The sequence below is a fragment of the Sphingomonas sp. CFBP 13714 genome (assembly GCF_014842205.1).
Classification (GTDB): domain Bacteria; phylum Pseudomonadota; class Alphaproteobacteria; order Sphingomonadales; family Sphingomonadaceae; genus Sphingomonas; species Sphingomonas aerolata.
The window spans coordinates 1-18,515 of sequence record NZ_JACYVG010000018.1; the positions used below are offsets into that span (position 1 = coordinate 1).

16 protein-coding genes and 1 pseudogene are annotated in these 18,515 nt (G+C 60.7%); 11 read left to right on the top strand and 6 right to left on the bottom strand.

Annotation, left to right across the window (positions count from 1 at the left end; genetic code table 11):
• Window positions 1-341: 341 nt before the first annotated feature.
• Window positions 342-1,070 carry a FadR/GntR family transcriptional regulator gene (locus IFT54_RS19740; RefSeq protein ID WP_192071915.1) on the bottom strand — a complete coding sequence of 243 codons (729 nt, stop codon included), beginning with the start codon at window positions 1,068-1,070 and terminating at the stop codon, window positions 342-344.
• Between the two features lie 81 nt (window positions 1,071-1,151).
• Window positions 1,152-3,863, bottom strand: coding sequence for a TonB-dependent receptor (locus IFT54_RS19745; protein ID WP_342354877.1), 2,712 nt, complete (start codon window positions 3,861-3,863; stop codon window positions 1,152-1,154).
• 291 nt (window positions 3,864-4,154) lie between these two features.
• On the opposite strand from IFT54_RS19745, the gene IFT54_RS19750 reads away from it, so the two are divergent.
• The 5 genes from IFT54_RS19750 to IFT54_RS19770 all read left to right on the top strand — a co-directional run bounded on the left by IFT54_RS19750 (window position 4,155) and on the right by IFT54_RS19770 (window position 9,096).
• Entirely contained in the window at window positions 4,155-4,949 is a 795-nt protein-coding gene (locus tag IFT54_RS19750) for an IclR family transcriptional regulator (RefSeq protein ID WP_192071917.1), read from the top strand.
• 38 nt (window positions 4,950-4,987) lie between these two features.
• The gene (locus IFT54_RS19755) at window positions 4,988-5,905 is read left to right on the top strand and encodes an alpha/beta hydrolase (protein WP_244649316.1); all 918 of its coding nucleotides are present in this window, start codon (window positions 4,988-4,990) and stop codon (window positions 5,903-5,905) included.
• The gene (locus IFT54_RS19760; protein WP_192071919.1) at window positions 5,902-6,681 is read left to right on the top strand and encodes a GDSL-type esterase/lipase family protein; all 780 of its coding nucleotides are present in this window, start codon (window positions 5,902-5,904) and stop codon (window positions 6,679-6,681) included. Before IFT54_RS19755 ends, IFT54_RS19760 begins: the two co-directional genes overlap by 4 nt.
• Before the next feature lies 1 nt (window position 6,682).
• Entirely contained in the window at window positions 6,683-7,327 is a 645-nt protein-coding gene (locus IFT54_RS19765; RefSeq protein WP_244649318.1) for a GDSL-type esterase/lipase family protein, read from the top strand.
• A 146-nt stretch (window positions 7,328-7,473) separates the two neighbouring features.
• Complete coding sequence (locus IFT54_RS19770) at window positions 7,474-9,096, top strand: alpha-L-fucosidase (protein WP_192071920.1); 1,623 nt, start codon at window positions 7,474-7,476, stop codon at window positions 9,094-9,096.
• A gap of 104 nt (window positions 9,097-9,200) precedes the next feature.
• Here the strand turns inward: IFT54_RS19770 and IFT54_RS19775 are convergent, their stop codons facing one another.
• Window positions 9,201-10,814, bottom strand: coding sequence for a DUF5597 domain-containing protein (locus IFT54_RS19775; protein ID WP_192071921.1), 1,614 nt, complete (start codon window positions 10,812-10,814; stop codon window positions 9,201-9,203).
• Between the two features lie 252 nt (window positions 10,815-11,066).
• Here IFT54_RS19775 and IFT54_RS19780 point away from each other — a divergent pair.
• From IFT54_RS19780 to IFT54_RS19795, 5 genes and pseudogenes are all read left to right on the top strand, one after another.
• Window positions 11,067-11,407: pseudogene (locus tag IFT54_RS19780) on the top strand (integrase core domain-containing protein); the annotation flags it as partial.
• 889 nt (window positions 11,408-12,296) lie between these two features.
• Window positions 12,297-13,067: an ATP-grasp fold amidoligase family protein gene (locus tag IFT54_RS19785; RefSeq protein ID WP_192071922.1), complete on the top strand. Its 771-nt coding sequence runs from the start codon at window positions 12,297-12,299 to the stop codon at window positions 13,065-13,067.
• A 517-nt stretch (window positions 13,068-13,584) separates the two neighbouring features.
• A complete protein-coding gene (gene rpsU / locus IFT54_RS19790) occupies window positions 13,585-13,785 on the top strand; it encodes a 30S ribosomal protein S21 (RefSeq protein ID WP_031393196.1) in 201 nt (66 codons plus the stop codon).
• A 29-nt stretch (window positions 13,786-13,814) separates the two neighbouring features.
• Complete coding sequence (locus IFT54_RS20655) at window positions 13,815-14,000, top strand: DUF5818 domain-containing protein (protein ID WP_244649320.1); 186 nt, start codon at window positions 13,815-13,817, stop codon at window positions 13,998-14,000.
• Between the two features lie 103 nt (window positions 14,001-14,103).
• Window positions 14,104-14,553, top strand: a complete 450-nt coding sequence (locus tag IFT54_RS19795; RefSeq protein WP_192071923.1) for a hypothetical protein — start codon at window positions 14,104-14,106, stop codon at window positions 14,551-14,553.
• Here IFT54_RS19795 and IFT54_RS19800 read toward each other — a convergent pair.
• Window positions 14,536-15,090, bottom strand: coding sequence for a helix-turn-helix domain-containing protein (locus IFT54_RS19800; protein ID WP_446740691.1), 555 nt, complete (start codon window positions 15,088-15,090; stop codon window positions 14,536-14,538). The genes IFT54_RS19795 and IFT54_RS19800 overlap by 18 nt on opposite strands.
• 315 nt (window positions 15,091-15,405) lie before the next feature.
• On the opposite strand from IFT54_RS19800, the gene IFT54_RS19805 reads away from it, so the two are divergent.
• A complete protein-coding gene (locus IFT54_RS19805) occupies window positions 15,406-15,579 on the top strand; it encodes a VOC family protein (RefSeq protein WP_197976235.1) in 174 nt (57 codons plus the stop codon).
• A gap of 425 nt (window positions 15,580-16,004) precedes the next feature.
• Here the strand turns inward: IFT54_RS19805 and IFT54_RS19810 are convergent, their stop codons facing one another.
• A complete protein-coding gene (locus IFT54_RS19810; RefSeq protein ID WP_192071924.1) occupies window positions 16,005-16,370 on the bottom strand; it encodes a hypothetical protein in 366 nt (121 codons plus the stop codon).
• A complete protein-coding gene (locus IFT54_RS19815) occupies window positions 16,367-17,053 on the bottom strand; it encodes a ParA family protein (RefSeq protein ID WP_192071925.1) in 687 nt (228 codons plus the stop codon). The genes IFT54_RS19810 and IFT54_RS19815 overlap by 4 nt, the downstream gene beginning before the upstream one ends.
• Window positions 17,054-18,515: the final 1,462 nt, after the last annotated feature.

The following is an 18,515-nucleotide window of genomic DNA, read 5'->3' on the forward strand; positions in this document are numbered from 1 at the left end:
CCTCACGGAACCTGAATCAGATCGCGCCTCTCACATCAATGGGTCCTGACCCTAGGAAGTGATCGGATCATGAGGGCTCCCGCATCGTTGCAGTGCAATTTCGTGCGATGACCTGTTCGTGAACCGGCATTGCGGTCCCAGCTTTATTAATCATGTCGCAAGTGCGCCTTACCAGATCGACGGCCGCTAATACATCACCCGTCGACTCTAACTCTTAAATGGCCTTAAAACCGTACACCTGCATTGTCAGAGTCTGGCCGTCATAGCTTAATTAAATCATCGTATATTCGATCAACCAGATGGGGGGGGCAAACACCAAAGACGGTGGCGTCAAGATTGACCTACCTGCCTTCGTTCTCGACCTTGCGGATCAGGATCATGAGGTCTTCGATAATCGATCGAGACGTAATACTGGCGGAAATTGGGTCATGCGCGGCAATAGCATCGAGTACCGCCCTGTGCGCTGCAAGGCCTGCGTCGCGGTCGTTGAACCGGTTAGTAAAGCTGATTGAAGTCCGCAATGCAGTCGAGACGAAACTCTCGAACTGACTGAAAAAGGGATTGTTGCATGCTTGTAGAATGGCGATGTGAAACACGATAGTAGCCTCAAGTGCGTCATCATCGCCTTGCTGAGATGATTCCATCTGTGCATAGCCAGCGGCAATCACCGCAATATTTTTAGGCGTCGCAGAACGCGCAGCGAGCTGTGCAGCCATCGGCTCAACGGCAAGGCGAAACTCAATAAAGCTGCGCAACAAAGGTAGCGTGAATCGACGTTCGAGCAACCAGTTGAGCACGTCAGCGTCGAAGAGGTTCCATGCTGAGATGGGCTGTATAAAAGTTCCTTGTTTCGGACGCGCATAGAGCAAACCCTTCGCAGTCAGCATCTTGATCGCCTCACGTGTGACCGGCCGACTTACATGATGCTCAGACGCCAAAATGGCTTCCGTAGGAAACCGCTTTCCATCGTAACGCCCGGTAACGATCTCACGCCCCACGAAATTGAATAGCCGCTCAGTCAAATTTCGGCCCGGTGTCATGCGCATCTGGCTTGGCTTAGCTTCGGTCATGCTGTTCGACCGCTCAATTCAGATGTGACTACAAACACTCCTGTTAGATTACGTCATCATCTCAACGTGAAAAAGTCGCGATCAGAAGGTGATTCGCGCCACGCCGCTGATCTGACGATCGTTCGCAATCGAATCACGGGGGCGGGACTCAAGGCCATAATAGGTCTGCTGGATCGTATTCAACAGATTGACCCCGTTAAGCGTCAACGACAGATGTGGCGTCACGTTCGCCGTGATCGACGCGTCGAACTGACCCGACGCCTTTTGAAACACCGGCAGATTGCCCGATCCGTTGCCGGATGTGAGCCTCAGATACTTGCTGCGCCAGTTGTAGGCGACGCGCGCCGAGATAATGCCACGCTCGTAAATGCCGATCAAGTTATAATTGTACTTCGACAATCCTTGTAGCGGCAGCTGACGGACGGGGCCCTCGGTCGCTGGGCTAGGCGCCGATGAGTCGACGAAGGTGAAGTTCGCCTGCGCGCCCAGGCCCGCGAGCGGCCCCGGCAGGAAATCGTAGAAGTGCTGATAGGCAACTTCAGCGCCCTTTACCTTGGCGTTGCTGACGTTGCTGTACGAGGTGACGTTGTATAGCGCGGTCTGGCCGTCGGTAAAGGTGACGTTACGCTGCGAGATGCCGGTCTGGATATAGTCCGAGATATCTTTGTAGAACCCGGCGACGGTGAGCGATCCGGTGCGCGAGAAATACCATTCGGCTGACGCATCGAGGTTTTTTGAGGTCATCGGCTTCAGATCAGGGTTGCCACCCGAGGTGTACTGCTCCTGCCGGATCTGTGCGATGCCCGGCTCGGTGATGTTCAGGCTCGGGTTGAGCTGGCTCAGCGTCGGGCGCGATATGTTCTTAGACAGCGCCAGACGAAGCTGCATCTTTTCAGTGAGATGTGCGCGCAGGTTCAAGCTCGGCAACACCGAGGTGTAGTTGTCGCTGCTCACGATCGGCACGAAGGTGGTAGGCCCGGTTACCTGCGGACCGCCGGCAACCGGGGTGACTAGGTCGGTCTGCTGATAGAAGCCGTCGACGTTCAGCTTGGTCCGCACCACGCGTACACCGATATTGCCGTCAATCGGCACGGGCAGTGTATCCGCTTTGAAGAAGGCAGTGGCATAGCCAGTATAGGTCTTCTGCGACTGGTTGCTTGTGCTGCTAGGCAGATAGGACGGCGTTGTCGGGATACCGAGTGTGCCAAGCGTCGTACCATAGTCACGCGTGATTCCGCGTGAGAACAGCAGCGCATTGCCGAATAGATCAGCGTCCCCCCGGAAGAACTTGCTGAAATTGCCGAATTCAAGCTGCGCAGGCACCGCGTTCAGGCCGGTGTAGCGATAGCCGGTGTCGCTCGAGCGGCTGGAGCGATCGGCATAGCGAGCACCGACCTTGATCGACTGCAGGACACCGCCGTCCAACTTGTACTCGGCATCGAGGCGGCCGGTCTTATCCTTGCCACGCGAGTTGCTCAGGTTATCAAGATAGAAAGCGGACGCGTAATTCGCGGGGTTCTCCAGTCCGCCGGGCGCGGTGATCTGGAACGAGGGGATGTCGCCGCTGATGTCTTGGACCAGCGTAGCATTGCCAACGCCGTTGAGGCCCACGATCGAGCGGAGGCCGTTCGTCTTTGAATCGACGAACTGGCCATCGGCGGTGATCGTTAGGCTTGCGCTCGGGCGCCATTTCGCGTTCAGCGAATAGTCGGTGGTCGTCGAGTGACGCTTTTCGAGGCTGGTGTTGGCCGCAAGGCGGATGTCCCGGAACGATCCGCTTTGAAAATCGCCATTCGGGCCAAACGCGAACGCGGCGCCCGGGATTGGGACGACGTTCAACGCGCCTTCCGCAGGCTCCGCGAAGTAGCTGAAATCGTCATAGCGGAACTTGTAGTCGTTGCGGAACAGTTCGCCCGTGATCTCCAGCGTGTCAGTCGGCCGCCACTGCAGCGACGCGTCGATCCCGAACCGCCGGCGTGCGCCATTGACCTGGCCGATGCCGGTGCCGTGCGGAATGGTCGTGACCTGCCCAGTGCGACCAAGCGACGATAACGCCGCGAGGGATGCCGCGCGAATGATTGGATCAGGATCGTTCGGATCGAGCGTCTCGAACGGCTCCGTCGAGATCGTGTCCTGGCTAAACACGGTCTTCTGGTACGAAGCGCTGACGAGCAGGCCGAATTCGCCGATCCCGGTGTTCCAGCGATTGCTGACGAGCAGCGAAGCGGTCGGCTGGCTCTTGCGCGCGAGGTCGTAATAGGTGTTCGTCGCCGCGGCTGAGACCTTGAAGCCGTTGAAGTCGAACGGCTTGCGGGTACGGAAATTGATCGTACCGCTCAGCTGGTCCTCGATAAGGTCCGCCGACGGGTTCTTGTAGACGTCGATTCCGGCGAGCAATTCCGAAGGCACGTCCTCCAAACTCAGCGAACTGCTGTTGGCGCTAGCAGTGAAGATGTCGCGGCCATTCAGTTCGGTGCGGACCTGCGTCAGGCCACGGATCGCAACCGAGCTGCCCTCGCCGTAGTTACGCTGAATCTGGATGCCCGAAATGCGCTGCAGCGCCTCGGCGATGTTGCGGTCGGGCAGCTTGCCGATGTCTTCGGCAACGATCGAATCAACGATCTGCGCAGAGTTGCGCTTGATATTCTGGGCCGACTGAAGGCTGGCACGGACGCCGGTGACGACGATATCGGCTTGATCCTGCGCCGGTGTAGTGCCTTCGGCCTGAGCGCCGGCGACGCCCTCCTCCGCGCTAGGAGCAACCGTACCGCTCTGCTCCGATGCCGTCGGCACAGGTGTTGCCGTCTGCGCAGAGGCGGGCATAGCCCAGCCCAGTAGGAGCGCAACAACGGACGTCCCGGTTGCCAGATGCATTCCTCGAACGCGACGCGCAGCAGCCGAATCAATCATCGTGTAATCCTCTTCAGACCCCGGCTTCTCATGGCCAGAACGCTGTACAATCCTATAAACCTGATAAAACGATTATGAAATATAAAAAGTGCTTTCATGTGTGAATCTTTGATGGCACCTCTGACCCGATCAGCGGTCTCGCAGAAGCCGTGATAAGGACGCTGGAGAGAAGGAATGGCCGACAAATCGCGCTATCAGGCGCCTGCCCTGACCAAGGGTCTTGAGATCCTGGAGATGCTCGCCTCTGCAGCCGGCCCGCTCAACATGTCCGACATATCCATCGCGCTTGGACGCTCCGTCAGTGAGATTTTCCGGATGCTGCAAGTGCTCGAAGAGCATCACTACATCACGCGCGGCGACGACGGCTATCGCCTCACCAACCGGCTCTTTGCGGTGAGCATGGGCCAGCCGCCGGTTCGCGATCTCGTTTCGACGGCCCTCCCCACGATGCACGACGTCGCGCGCAACACCGGACAGAGCTGCCATATGGCGGTTGCGTCGGGAGCCGAAATGGTGGTGATCACCGGGGTCGAGGCGCCCGGCTTATCGGGCTTTGCGGTGCGCGTGGGCTATCGCCGTCCGTTATATAGTTCGGCCTCGGGGCGCATTCTGCTTGACTTCCAGCCGTCGGAAGCACGGCGAGCCATGCTGGAGGAGATTCGCCTGACCAGTGTAGCGATTGACGAAGCGGCGCTCGTTGCGCAGCTCAACAGGCTCGTCGCGGATGGTGGTGGCGCAACCGCAAGCCCTGTACTGACCGGCATCACCGATCTGTCGGTGCCAATCCTCACTGCTGGCTTCGCTCGCGCGGCGCTGACCGTGCCGTTCGTTGACGGTCCCGCCAGTCGCTTAACGCTGACAGCCTCGCAGAATGTGCTGCGCACGGCAGCCGCAGCGATCGCGGGACAACTTACGCCTGTGGTAAGGGACGGCGCCGGTGCTATCCAGCAGGTGGAGAGCGCAGCATGACCCCTTCCCGCCGAACTGTCTTGGGCGGAGGAGCGCTGATGGCGTTCGCCCGCCCTCTCGCCGCGCAGATCAGCGCGACGGACCAGGTAGTTGCGCTGTGGCCCGGGGCTCCACCCGGCAGCCGAGGAACGATCCCCGCGCGACGGATCGACGACCAATCGCAAGATCCCGCGCACCCCGATCGTTGGGTCACGGGCATCGCACAACCCGTGTTGATCGTGCGTCGTCCTGCGCGCGCAAATGGGTCTGCGGTGCTCGTCGTCCCCGGCGGGGGCTACGCTTTCCTGTCGTACGACAACGAGGGCACCTCGCAAGCGGCGTGGCTAAACGCGCGCGGGATCACCGCGTTCATACTAATGTACCGCCTGCCCGGTGAAGGGTGGGACGACCGTTCCGACGTGCCACTGCAGGACGCGCAGCGTGCGATGCGCCTGATCCGCAGCCGCGCCGCGGATTTCGGCGTGCGGGCCGATCGTCTCGCAGTGGTCGGTTTTTCGGCAGGTGGCCACCTCGCAGGCTTGCTTGCTACGCACCATGCGCGGGCGGTGTACGCACCTGTCGACTCCGCAGACGGACAGAGCGCCCGTCCCGATCTTGCTGCGCTGGTATACCCGGTGATCAGCCTGTACGAACCCTATACGCATGCCGGCTCGCGCGATCAGCTGTTGGGGGCCGAAGCTATGCTCGAAACGCGCCGCCGGTATTCGGTCGAACACTGCGTCGACGCGAACACCCCGCCGACCTTCCTCGTTCATGCCGCCGACGATGGTCTCGTGCCCCCGGCGAACAGCATCGCGATGTTCGGCGCGATGACTGACGCCAAACGCCCGGTCGCACTGCACATCTTCGAGGACGGGGGGCACGGCTTCGGCAGTCGGCTGCCCGCCGACCGCTCGGCGATGGCATGGCCCACGCTGTTCATGACGTTCGCTGCGCGCCACGGCCTCCTCGGATGAAGGTCGGCGTCTTCGTATTGGCCTTGTTGTCGAGCGCGGCCGTAGCGCAAGGTTATCAAAGCTCGCCCGAGCGCAGAGTCGTCGTGGAGCGGGACTGGGGCCAGTGGCTTGGGCCCTTCCGCGCCAAGCTCGTCCCAAGCCTGATGCAGGATTTTGGTGAACGTTACATCTACCGGCAAGCCAATGCCGCTCTCCCCGCCCGCAAACCCGGCCAGCGTCGCGTAGTGTTCCTCGGCGATTCGATCACTGACCGCTGGAACCTGTCGGCCAGCTTTCCCGGCCAGCCCTATATTAATCGCGGCATCGGCAGCCAGGTCACAGCGCAGATGATCCTGCGCTTCCATCAAGACGTAATCGCGCTGCACCCGCGGGCGGTCGTGATCCTCGCCGGCGTCAACGACGTGCAGGGCTTCCTGCAACAGGAAACACCCGAGCAGATCAAGACCAACTGGGAAGCAATGGCCGACTTAGCCGACGCGCACCACATTAAGGTCGTGTTCGGATCGCTGCTCCCGGTGAACGACTATACCGAAGCCGCGCGCAACGTGGTCGGGGAGCGCAAGCCTGACGAACTACTTGCGCTCAACACCTGGCTGCGCGTCTTCTGCGCTGAGCGCGGTTATGCCTATGCCGATTACTACGCTGCCCTGGTTGATGCCCGAGGCATGCTCGGCCGCTCGTACACAACCGACGGCATTCACCCGCTCCCTAGCGGCTATGCCCGCATGACTCCCATCGCCTCGCGCGCGATCGCCGCTGCGCTTGCAAGGAACTGATATGCGCATCCAAACCCTCACGGCGCTGCTCGCCGCCATCTCGTGCTTGGCCCCCGGTGCCGCGCAGACCAAGGTCCCCGGCGATCCTTATGCCGACGACCTCGTCGGCATCGTCGCAGATCCGTGCCCGACGCACCCCAAACCCGCCGCCGACTATCAGATGTACAATCTGCATATGCTAACGCGCGATCACGGGCAGCTGTGCCGCGACGCCGCGCAGAACGCTGCGCTCAAGACCCCCGTGCGTGTCGTGTTCATGGGTGACTCGATCACCGACAACTGGATCGGCGCCGATGCGTCGCCGTTTACCAACGGCCTGGTCGACCGCGGGATCAGCGGCCAGACCTCGCCGCAGATGCTGATCCGTTTCCGCAACGACGTAATCCTACTTCATCCGACCGCGGTTCACATTATGGCAGGCACAAACGACATTGCTGGCAACACCGGTGCTGTGACGATGGCAACCGTCGAGGGCAATATCACCGGCATGGCCGAACTGGCGCGCGCGTACGGCATCAAGGTCATCCTCGCGTCGGTTCCGCCCGCCGCCGCCTTCCCCTGGAGCCCCGCGAAGCGGCCCGTCTCGCAGATCGCCGCGCTTAACACCTGGTTGCGCGGCTATGCCAAGGTGCACGGGCATAGCTAAGTCGACTATCATGCCGCGCTAACCACGGCCGAGGGCGGCATGAAGCCGGGCCTTTCGACCGACGGCGTCCACCCTACCCCCGCCGGCTACGCCATCATGAAAACCCTCGCGCTCGCCGCGATCGCAAAGACGTTGGGATCCGACAAATGACCTATAATCGCCGCGGCTTTCTCGCCGGCACCGCCGCCCTGAGCCTTGCCACCGCCGCCCGCGCAGCCAGCCCGATGGGCCGCGCGAGCGGTCCGGTGCAGGCAAACTGGCCCTCGCTCGTCGACAATTACCGCTACCCCGACTGGTTCCGCGACGCGAAGCTCGGGCTGTGGTCGCATTGGGGCCCGCAGGCGGTGCCCGAGCAGGGGGATTGGTACGGCCGCTTCATGTATATGCAGGGCCATCCGATGTACGAGCATCACCTCAAGTCCTACGGCCATCCGTCGGTTGCCGGGATGAAGGATCTGCAGCACGCCTGGAAGGCCGAGCGCTGGGACCCGCAGGCGCTGATGGACCGCTACGTGAGGGCCGGCGCTAAATATTTCGTCGCGCTCGCGACGCATCACGATAATCTTGATTGCTACGACAGTCGCTACCACGCGTGGAACTCGCTACGGGTTGGGCCGAAGCGCGACATCGTCGGCGAATGGGAAAAGATTGCGCGTGCCGCCGGCCTTAAATTCGGCGTGTCGAACCACGCGGCGCACGCCTGGCACTGGTACCAGCCCGCCTATGGCTACGACCCGATCGGTGCCAAGAAGGGTGTCCGCTACGATGCTTTCACGCAAGCCAAGGCGGACGGCAAAGGCCAATGGTGGGAAGGACTCGACCCGCAGGAGCTCTACACCGGCGGTCATGCCGTGCTCCCCGACGGCATCGACACGATCGAGGCGATGAACGCCTGGCACGACAAGAATAACGGGCGGTGGGTCGAAACCGGTCCCAAGGACGACCCTGCCTATGTCACGCGCTGGCTGCTTCGCCAGACTGATTTGGTCGAGAAATACAAGCCAGACCTTGTCTATTTCGACGATTATGGGCTGCCGTTCGGCCCCGTCGGGCTTGAGGCAGCAGCGGATTATTATAACCGCTCGATCCAATGGCACGGCAAGATCGACGTCGTGCTGACCGGCAAGCAGCTGAAGCCGAACGAACGCTTCGGCATCGTCCAGGACGTCGAAAAGGGCTTCACCGATCATCTGTGGGACGAGCCGTGGCAGACAGACACGTGCCTCGGCGACTGGTTCTACAACGTCGCACGCCTCAACGATCGCAGCTACAAGACCGCCGAGGAGGTGATACAGCGCCTCGCCGACGTCGTATCCAAAAACGGCAATCTGCTCCTCTCTGTACCGCAGCCTGGCGACGGCTCGATAGACTCGGAAGAGGAGAAGATCCTCGACGGCATGGCAGCCTGGGTCGCAACCAACGGCGAAGCGATCTTTGGCTCGCGACCTTGGCGCATTTACGGCGAAGGTCCCACCAAGCTTGCAGTTGGCATGCAGAACGAGGCGACTGCCAAGCCGTTCACGCCGCGGGACATACGCTTCACGACTAACAGGAGTGCACTCTACGCACTATTCCTCGCCCCCCCGCGCGGCCCTGCGACGATTGCGTCACTTGGAACGGGACGCACAGCGGGGGAGATCGAGCGGGTATCACTGCTCGGCGGTGGCACATTGAAGCATCGCCGCGACGCCGCCGGACTGCATCTGGACCTACCGGCGTACACGGGCTTTGTCCCAGCAGTCCGAATCGAGGGGCGTGGGTTGGTGTGACCCCCTCAGCAAGCCGGCGCGTGGACCAAATGGTCCCGGCCTAGGCCGAGACCCGGTTCCAACTACGCGCGAGCCTTTGCAAAAGAAGTAATGGAAGCGGACGTCTATTTGTACACCCCCATCGTAACTTTAAGCAGCGTCGGTCGATTGACGATGTTGAGTCCGTAATCCGTTTGATCCCCGTTCCACACACGGGTGGTAGTCCAACGCTCATCGGTCAACGTCCCCTCCTCGACCCGCAGCATCATGCCCTTGGCGGGCCCTCCGGTCTTCGCGCTGAAGTTCAGGCGGACATAATCCCCCGCGACCAAGAACTCGGTCGGCGATAGTTGTGCGACGACCGCGCCTCCGACGGGCTGATCGGCCCAGCAGGGCTTGTCGGACTTGATCCAGGTCCATTCTTTCTGTCCGAACTGCCACTGCCCAAAGCTCGCCGTAATCGACCAATCGCCCATCACGGTCGACTGCGCTGCGCCGTCTTCACCCTTGGCAACGCCCCAGGTTGGATGCGTGAGCGCAACGCCCGCCCATTCTCGTGCGATCGGCGCGAACAGCGCATATTTCCTGCCGATCGCACCTAGCGTCTCGTCATCGAGCGTTTTCGCGCCGAGGGGATAGTTGGAATATCCCGTGTCATCCATCCCGAACGGCGCATAGCCGATCGCGTCGCGCCCCAGCGCCGGCCAGAAGAACCGCGCAAAATCCTTCGCGTTGCCGATCTCAGGCACCAACAGCGCGTTGTCGGGCCGCGCATAGGCGCTCAGATACGCAATTACATTGTCGTGTTTGCGATCGTAGATGTCGGGCGCCGCGGCATCGATCGACGGTGCCGCCGCCTTCCAGATGTCGAGCACGTCCTGCTGCGGGCCGCCGCTCGCGACGCCGTTGGGATCGGGCACGTTCGAGGGGCCTGCGAGCGACGCGTTCACATACATCGGCAGCGGCTTTACCGCCTTTCCCGCCGCGGCGATCACATTAACGAAGCGCGCGACGTGCCAAGTGTTAAACGCGCGGTCCGCCTGCACGCCGAACACCGCGCTCCACGTCCCAGGCGCCTTGCCGAGCGCCTTTATAAGCTGCGCCGGGACCGCCTGTGCGAACAACGCATTCGCCTTCGCACTGTAATCACGCGGATTACTGTAGCTCCCCGTCTCGTTTTCCGGCTGGACCATGATCACCGTGTTCTGCGGATCATGCGACTTAAGATAAGTCATCAGCGCAACGAACGCCTTCTTGTCCGCCTCCATCGTCGTGGAGAACATCGCCGAGAGGACGCCGTGATCCTTGCCGTCGCGCGTCTTCATTCGCGGGAAACGTATATTGTCGAGTTTTACCCAATCGGGCGTGTACGCCAAGGACGTGTTCTTCCACGTTCCGAACCAGAGCAGGACGACGCGCTTGTCGTGCGCGCGTGCCTGGTCAAGCAGCGCCTGCACGAAGGAAAAGTCGAACTTCCCCTCGACCGGCTCGATCTGCTGCCAGGCGACCGGCATTTCGAGCGTGTTGGCGTGCATCCGGTCGAGCATGGGCCAGACTGCTGGCAGCTGCGAGACATAGTTGCTCGAATTGTTGGCCTGCGCGGCCAGCATCAAGAATGGTGCGCCGTCAACAATCAGCGCGTGACGCCCGTCGCGCGCCTCGATCTTTGGAATTGGCGTCGACTGCGCGCATGCTGCGCCGGACACGAGCAGGGCTAGGGTTGCAAGTGCGATACGCATGAAATTCCTCTCCAGACGGAGCCCCTATGGTCCCGACATTATCTGTACAACCAACCATGGGTGCGCTGGTGAACATGGATATCATAAGTGAAAATATGGAACTTCCAACCGCGCCGTAGCATTTCAAGCACATTGCTCACTAGATAGAATGCCGTCGCGCTCGTTCGCGTTGTCAAAGGCCAAATAAGGTGTCCAGCATGTCTAGTCGCACAGTCGCGCAACTGTAACACCGCTTGGTCGCGGCAGATGCGCTTCGACATGATCTGCGAAGCGAACGACATAGAGCACCGGCTCACCAAGGCTCTCCCGAGCTCAGTTAAGGGGCCGATCCATCCCTACCATCTCTGGACCAACGGACAAGTCGAGCGGATGAACTGCACGATCAAGGAGGCGACCGCCAAACGCTTCCATTACGATAGCCACGAGCAGTTGCCTGTGCACCTCGCCAACCTCATGGCGGCCTATTATTTTGCCCGTCGCCTCAAGACGCTCAATGGCCTCACGCCTTACAAATACATTGCAAGATCTGGACGTCAGAGCCGGACAGATTCATTGTTGATCTGATCCACCAGATGCCGGGACCAAACACCTAGCAGGGTTTCGTAGCGGTCGGCGATCAGCCAGCGCTGACAGATCAATCTACCCGCCTATTACACTCCGTCTTTTGCGCAAACGGCAGCCGCTAATTCCCGCCTCAACGGCCGATCGGCGATGGAGCTTAGTTCGACAGGTCTTGATAGCCCTGCTTCTACAAAAGAACGTCGATCTGACAAGGCCAGCACCCGCATCGAGCGCTCTGCACAATCGACCTCAATGCGACCGTAACCTACTTTCTCGGCAAGCTCCTTGCGGATGACGGCTATACGCGTGCCATGTAACAATCGCGCTCGCGATTTGATTAGAAAATATCGTGCTTCCTTATCGGACGGCGCTCGAATCAGTTTTTCCTGAGGTTCTCGGCTTCCCTCTGCAAGCTGGGCATCCGAGGATTGTGCCAATTGTCGCAGCACACGTTCACGGTCAGGCGTACGGTCGCCACATCCGGTCAATGAGACACAGGCAATCATGAGGGTTAAAAAGCAGCGAGCCGGCATCGAATGCCACATAACGGATCGCTGACCAGCAGTCCGGTATTTAATGATGGCACGCAGTTCGGGGCGGTCTCACTTTCCGTGTGCGCCCCGCCAAGCTCCAGGCAATGGCTTACATTACCCTCATGTCGCATGCATTCCGGGTCGCCTCACCCAATTGGATGCCATATTGCGGCCGCAGGCGGACTGATCCGCGATCGGGATCAATGGGCAAGGGTATCGAATGACGGACTTGTCAGGGGACGACCGAAACGGGTTCGCCCGTCCCGCGCCAATGGAGCGCGGGTTCAACCATCTGATCGCAGGCGGTCATTTTGAACGGAAGTTCGGGCGATGGCCGCTTCCCCCGAATGATGCCGCCGCAACGATCAACGACCTGATCTTCGCCCGCATGATCAACCCCAATTGGTCGGCGCTCCAGCGTACGTTCGTTGACAAGGGCACTGCCAAGGCGATGGCGACGCGATCATGCCCGGCTTTGCGCGTGCTCGAAACGCTGGCGGTCATCCCGATGGCGGGTGTGCGATCCGTCGACCGCCTCCACGAGCTGCTGCGGCCGTTCATTGGAACCCCTGCGATCGCCAAGCCGACCCATGCCAGTGGATCGCCCGTCTTTCTGCGGAACGTCACCTCGCCGGCAGATCTTGCGGCGATGCACCAGCTGGCATCAATCGATTATGCGCTCGTGATGCGCGAGATGCAGTATTGGAACCTGCCGCGGCAGATCATCGTCGAAACGCTGGTGTCCGCCCATAACTCCGCCCCGCCCGACGATTACAAGTTTCATTGCATCCACGGCGAACCGTTGCTGTGCCAGGTCGATCACGCCCGGTTCGGTACGGCATGGAGCCGCCTGTTCCAAGTGCCAGGGTTCGAGCCCATGGACGCAGACGACGGGTTCACGACCCCGGAAGATTACTGGCTTCCAGATGCTGGTCGCCTTGCTGAGATGACCGCGGCGGCTCGAGCACTGGCGGCACCGTTCGATTTCGTCCGCGTTGACCTCTATGACGGGGCGGACGGCATCTATTTCGGGGAACTGACGTTCACACCGGCAGCTTCGCTTGGCATCGCGCCATCATCTGCCGGGTGCCACCGGGAAACTCCGACCCATCGCGAATACAGCCGCACGCTGATGCGGGCGTTCAGGCGCGAGGGCTGACGGGCGTCAGCATCAAGCGGGACGCACCACGCAGGCCCCCACCGCCGCGATCCGCTCTACACTGGCACAGGCGGGGGTCGCCAGCTCCTTGCCGAAGATGACGGGGTAGAGCTCGTGATACCCCAGGCTGCATCCGTGCCAGCCAGCGCCGCCTCCAGATGCGGGCGCAGGACATTTGCCCGTCCACGACCGACACGCCGGTATGCAGGATCAACCGTTCGCTCGGTCTATTACAGGCCTCGCCGACACCGATCTGCTCGATCGCGCCGACATTTTCACAGTCGCGCTCCGCGCGCCAATCGGGATATGGCATTCTTTGGAATGCAACGGCGCAATATCAGTTTCAAAGGCAGGGCGACCGGACGAAGGTAACCCTATGTGCCGACGATGAGCTCAACTCGTCGTCGGTGACGCGGATCGCCAGGCTATGCCGCCTAAGCTATCCTTGGCATGGCTCGTTCCTGGGCATAAAGCGTGTTGTATTTGACTAACCTATAGCCATAACGAGCCAGCCATCATGCAGATCATCGTCCGCGACAACAACGTCGACCAAGCCTTGCGCGCCCTGAAAAAGAAGCTGCAGCGTGAAGGGGTGTACCGTGAGATGAAGCTGCGCCGGCATTATGAGAAGCCGTCCGAGAAACGGGCGCGCGAACATGCCGCGGCCGTCAGTCGTGCGCGGAAGGCGGATCGCAAGCGCGCCGAACGCGATAATTGAACGACAACGCGATCGTGCCGTTGATCGGTATGCGGGTAGATGAGATTGGTACATTGATCCGCGACGGTGGCGCCTTTTACCTGCGGCGGGACCTTGGGGGGTCGCTACGAATTGGAATTGCAGCGCCATTCGACCTCGTAGAGAAGCGGGTTCGTCTGGTCGGCACGCTTGTCGGCCCCGCTCTCGTGAATGCCGATGGAGTAGCCCCCAACTAAGTGATTGAAGTTGGAAAGTAGTCACGCCAACGGCTCAACGCATTCGTGATTGAACCTGACTCATCCCGGTTGCCTCGAAACGGCTGTCGAGCATCATCATGTTATGGGACAAATCATCACGCACGCCTGCGGGCATGAGCAGATTCACTATCTTTCCGGCTTTGCCAGCCAGCAGGAGCGCAAAGCCCGCTGGCTGAAGGCAACCAAGTGTCGCAACTGTTTCGTCGCGACCAAGCAAGGTGAGCAGGCGGAGGCGGCGGTTCGTAACAGTGCAGCCATTGCCCACCTAGACCTTCCCTTGCTCACAGGCAGTGATCGCCAGGTTGCTTGGGCGACAACCCTACGGGCCAGCCGCTTTTGCGCGCTCATGGCGAATTCGGGCACAGACGGAAACGGCCGCCATGTTTGTGCCGTCGTAATTGATGCGAAGTGGTGGATAGACCACCGCGCCCTGTCAGATGCTGAATTAGTCGCAGAAGCCGAACGCTACGGAGCCGCAACCGACACGTCGGTGGGCGGAAAGATCAAATCGGGCCTACCGCCAGCTGTCTGACGACGGCTTATTCCACTGTCGTCGAAGCACGAACTTTAAGCTGGATCCGTCCTCCGACGACACCCCCTTGGTTAATGAAACGCCTGCTTTCGCACGATGCAGAGCTGTCACTCGCTTGACCTGCGCAATGCTGCATTCGGCCAGCTCGGCCGTCCTAACAATGCTCATGCCAGCGTCACGAAGCGCGATAATGCGGCGATGGTGCGCGAGGTCAGGCTTCCGCCCAGTATACCGGCCTTCCCGCTTGGCAATCTCGATCCCTTCGCGCTGGCGTTCACGACGGGTCTCGTAATCGTCGCGGGCGGTCTGAACCGCTACCCGTAACAGCATATCCTGCACCGCCTCGAGCACGATCCGGGCAACACCAGAACTATCGGCAACGAGGTCGGACAAATCAACGATCCCCGGCACCGCGAGCTTAGCTTCCTTCCCTCTGATCGTCGCGACTAACAACTCCGCCTCGGGCAAAAGCAGACGACTGATCCGATCGATCTTCTCCGCGACAACCACCTCACCAGGCTGGAGGTCGGCAACCATGCGCAGCAGTTCTGGCCGGTCCGGTCGTGCACCTATGCTTTTTCCCGGTAGACTGCTGCCACATAGTACCCAGCTCCTCGCGCCCCGGCGACTATCACTTCCTGGCGAGCGAGATCCTGCTCCTCAGTACTCACGCGCAGATACCCCCGCGTGGCCTTGATCATGTTGCGCTTTTCCTGCTCGCTCATCTCATCCGGCTTTCTTGGGTATCCCCATGATAGCTTGAGCTGATGACAGGTTTGTGGCGGTACCTGCCTAGCGCGAGCGGTTGGCGACCGGCAACGTGAGGCGATCGGCGATCAAAGCGGCGGTCGCGTGTTCCTGTTTCTCGAAACAGACGACTTTGCCCGTGACCACCTCGCTTACACTCAGCGGGGCATCCGTTTTGTCGAAGCGCCTCGCCATGAACCATATGGCACGGTGGCGGTCTTCGAAGACCTCTACGGAAACCGATGGGATTTGATCGAACCTAGCGTGGGCAAGGGATGACCTTCGATCCGCCATTCTATGCGGTAAGGGCATTGGCTGGGATCGAACGCAGCGGTGCCCCAATCTTGGCAGCCACGGCCTGTCTGGGTGTTGCGCCGACGGAGGCTGACGGCCGGCGCTCGCTTCAGCGCGGCCGAGCAGGATACCCGAAAGCAGATTGACGGCGCCAGATCAGGCTGCCCCCCCTCCCCTGCAGACCGGCCATAGCTTGCGACGTGTTGGCGGCCGGGGCTCGCCCGTGCGCCGCGGCACACGGGCGCGGCTCGTATGGTGTTTCGGGCGCCGTCTCGGTCGTGCCAAGCGGGGTATCACGCCCTATCCATCGATCGTGGGGCCGCCTTTAACGGGGGTCTGCGGCGCGCGGGCGGTCAACCAGGATTGCGTTGCGTCGCCGCGCTAACGGCCATGCAAGGCCCCTGCCCTACCTATGGAGCAGCCCCGCCAATCTCCTTCTTGTAAAGCAAGAGCGCCGCATCTGCTACGACGTCGGCGAGCACGCGCTTGAGTGCCGGATCCGCGTCACGAAGAGCATAGAGTCTCGCAGCGGTCTCGGGATCTACCCTCACGTTGATCGCGATATTGCGATTGCCGGTTACGCGTGGCGGCCGTTGGAATGTCCCGGCTTGGGGACGCTCTTTAGGCACGGGCGCCGCTACAGGCGGGGCAGCTACAGCTGGGACAGCCGGACGCGACGGAAAGCCCGCCCCGTCGCTTATCTCGCGTAGCTTTACTGGATCCTTGTTCGCGGGCGTATCATCGAACTCCGAGAGATCGAGCCTGGACCGGGTCATGCTGCCTCCTTCACGGTACGCGCCTTACGGAGCCTAGCGATCACTGTTGCCGCATAGGCTTCGGCGTTCTCGAGCGCCGCCTTCATGTTACCGACACCTTTGTCGTTGATGGTGCGAAGCGTGCCACCAGCGGCGAACATCGCGCGATAGGCCTCGCGATTGTAGATCATGACGGGAAGGACCGGAATATCAGCATCGTTGAATTGCTCCGCGATGTCCTTCTGATTGTTCGAGCGCAGCGCTGGCGGGATTTGGCTGAACAGGATAGCATAGTCGATCTTTGTCTTGGTGCCTCTCGCCGTCTGCTTGACGAGCTTAATAGCGCGGGCAGCCTGGGTGGCATCCAGATGCGACCCCTTGCAAGGAATGATCACCAGATCGCTTTGAGCGATTGCGAACGTGACGGTCGCGGTTGCCGCGCCTTCGAGGTCAACGAGTGTGAAGCGCGCCTCCGACGCGCCCCGCTCGATTTCATCGATGATCGCGTTTTCGTCGCGGCACGCGACGACAGTTATCGCATCCGGTCGTCCCGGTAACTGGCCCCAGTCGACCAGCGGAAGGTTAGGGTCAGCATCGATCAGGCGTACGGTACCCCCCGCCTCCGCCAACTCTCCGGCGAGCAACAATGTCGCCGTGGTCTTGCCCACCCCGCCTTTCGGCGACACGAAACTGATGACTGGCATACTGCTCTCCCGTTGCGGCCAGGTTGCTACCATGTAGCAGCCAGCGTTCATGAAGCGGCTATATCGCAACCTACCAAGTAGTGTCTAGCGACTTTGACACAATCTAGCAGCGAGTAACCTGCGTTATAATTGCGATTTGCTCGCAATTAGCCCGCGAGTTAGTAGCAGGCTTGTCGCGACCCAGTTGCAGTTTCGATGCGATGATGTTGCGGCCGGGAAGCGACGTGCTCGCGATCCAATTGGTAGTCGGTTGCTGCATGCTACCAACTAGCGACACGCGCCTTTGCGATACCGTCAAGACGCGGTTGGCAAGCCGCGAGAGGCAGGCCACCAACCGTGTATGAACATGCTACGTCATAGCTGTTTAGTTGCTACCCTAACGCAATCCGCGATCAAGTCGCTACAGTATCGCTAGCTCGTTGCTACCACGTGGCTACCATACGAAGGAACGGTTCCCCTCAGTTCCCGTATCGCCAAAGCAATTGATGAATCCACAGTGCCACGCCACAAATCGATAAGAGATTGAGACGCCGAACGCGACAAACGCGATCGGCGTTCACCAAAGCGCAAAATGGCGAAATTGATCGTGAAGTACCCACGGCCCGATCTCGTTCGACACGACCTGCACCACACCGGATACAACGACGCTCAAGACGAAGACCCAATCCTAATCGGGCGGCTGAGGCCGCCCGGACGATGCTCATTTCTCCCAGAGTGGCTTGAGCTTGCGAGTTCGCTTTACTGCGGGGAGGGGTGCCTGCTCGGGCATCCCGTGTGCTGCGATCTCCGCTTGGATGCTTGCAAGTTCAGCGAGCCATGCCTGGGTGCGTGCGGTTTGGACGTGCAGGTAAACCTCCGTCTGTTCGTTGAGACGGATGCCGGCTGACGATCGGGTGGGGTCAGGGTCACAGGACCGCGCAGCGGCCGCGCAAGCGGGGCGTGGGGGTGCCGATTTTGTCGTGGTCGAAGCGAAGCGAGGGCCACGTCAAAATTGAGGGAACCGCGCATCCTTGACGCTGACTCCGCCCGGTCGTCACGATGGACAGAGTCGACGACAGAGCCTTTCCGACGTTGGTAGGGCAGGGGAGGCGCCGACCCACGCGACGGTCTTGCCTCCCACACGCACCAGTCACTCTTCCCGGACAACCGTCGATGTCCAGATAGCGACCGTCAGCCGGTCTCATCAAATTCGGCGGCAAGTCGCGGGCATTGAAGCACTCGATCTCATCGGAAAGAATGCCGCCATCACGACGACCGCTGCCATGAGCGAGGCGATCTAAGACCCCGGGCGCTCCACACGGCCGTGCTGATCGCCGAGCGTGGTGTGGGGAAGGGGGGCTCGAAATTGATGATCTCATCCTTTCCGCAGCAGGGGGAACCCCGGCGCCATCGCGCCGGGGCGGTGCGTCATCGTTCGTCGACGCGCATGATCGTCCGGGCAAAGGGGTAGCGTGGCGCAAAA

What these genes read in the sequence shown, in the direction of transcription:
- IFT54_RS19815 (WP_192071925.1), bottom strand. Translation starts at nt 17,053, where the DNA reads ATGCCAGTCATCAGTTTCGTGTCGCCGAAAGGCGGGGTGGGCAAGACC.
- IFT54_RS20655 (WP_244649320.1), top strand. Translation starts at nt 13,815, where the DNA reads ATGCGGGTAGATGAGATTGGTACATTGATCCGCGACGGTGGCGCCTTT.
- IFT54_RS19785 (WP_192071922.1), top strand. Translation starts at nt 12,297, where the DNA reads ATGATCAACCCCAATTGGTCGGCGCTCCAGCGTACGTTCGTTGACAAG.
- IFT54_RS19800 (WP_446740691.1), bottom strand. Translation starts at nt 15,090, where the DNA reads ATGGTTGCCGACCTCCAGCCTGGTGAGGTGGTTGTCGCGGAGAAGATC.
- IFT54_RS19795 (WP_192071923.1), top strand. Translation starts at nt 14,104, where the DNA reads ATGGGACAAATCATCACGCACGCCTGCGGGCATGAGCAGATTCACTAT.
- IFT54_RS19765 (WP_244649318.1), top strand. Translation starts at nt 6,683, where the DNA reads ATGCGCATCCAAACCCTCACGGCGCTGCTCGCCGCCATCTCGTGCTTG.
- rpsU (WP_031393196.1), top strand. Translation starts at nt 13,585, where the DNA reads ATGCAGATCATCGTCCGCGACAACAACGTCGACCAAGCCTTGCGCGCC.
- IFT54_RS19775 (WP_192071921.1), bottom strand. Translation starts at nt 10,814, where the DNA reads ATGCGTATCGCACTTGCAACCCTAGCCCTGCTCGTGTCCGGCGCAGCA.
- IFT54_RS19770 (WP_192071920.1), top strand. Translation starts at nt 7,474, where the DNA reads ATGACCTATAATCGCCGCGGCTTTCTCGCCGGCACCGCCGCCCTGAGC.
- IFT54_RS19755 (WP_244649316.1), top strand. Translation starts at nt 4,988, where the DNA reads ATGGCGTTCGCCCGCCCTCTCGCCGCGCAGATCAGCGCGACGGACCAG.
- IFT54_RS19750 (WP_192071917.1), top strand. Translation starts at nt 4,155, where the DNA reads ATGGCCGACAAATCGCGCTATCAGGCGCCTGCCCTGACCAAGGGTCTT.
- IFT54_RS19760 (WP_192071919.1), top strand. Translation starts at nt 5,902, where the DNA reads ATGAAGGTCGGCGTCTTCGTATTGGCCTTGTTGTCGAGCGCGGCCGTA.
- IFT54_RS19810 (WP_192071924.1), bottom strand. Translation starts at nt 16,370, where the DNA reads ATGACCCGGTCCAGGCTCGATCTCTCGGAGTTCGATGATACGCCCGCG.
- IFT54_RS19740 (WP_192071915.1), bottom strand. Translation starts at nt 1,070, where the DNA reads ATGACCGAAGCTAAGCCAAGCCAGATGCGCATGACACCGGGCCGAAAT.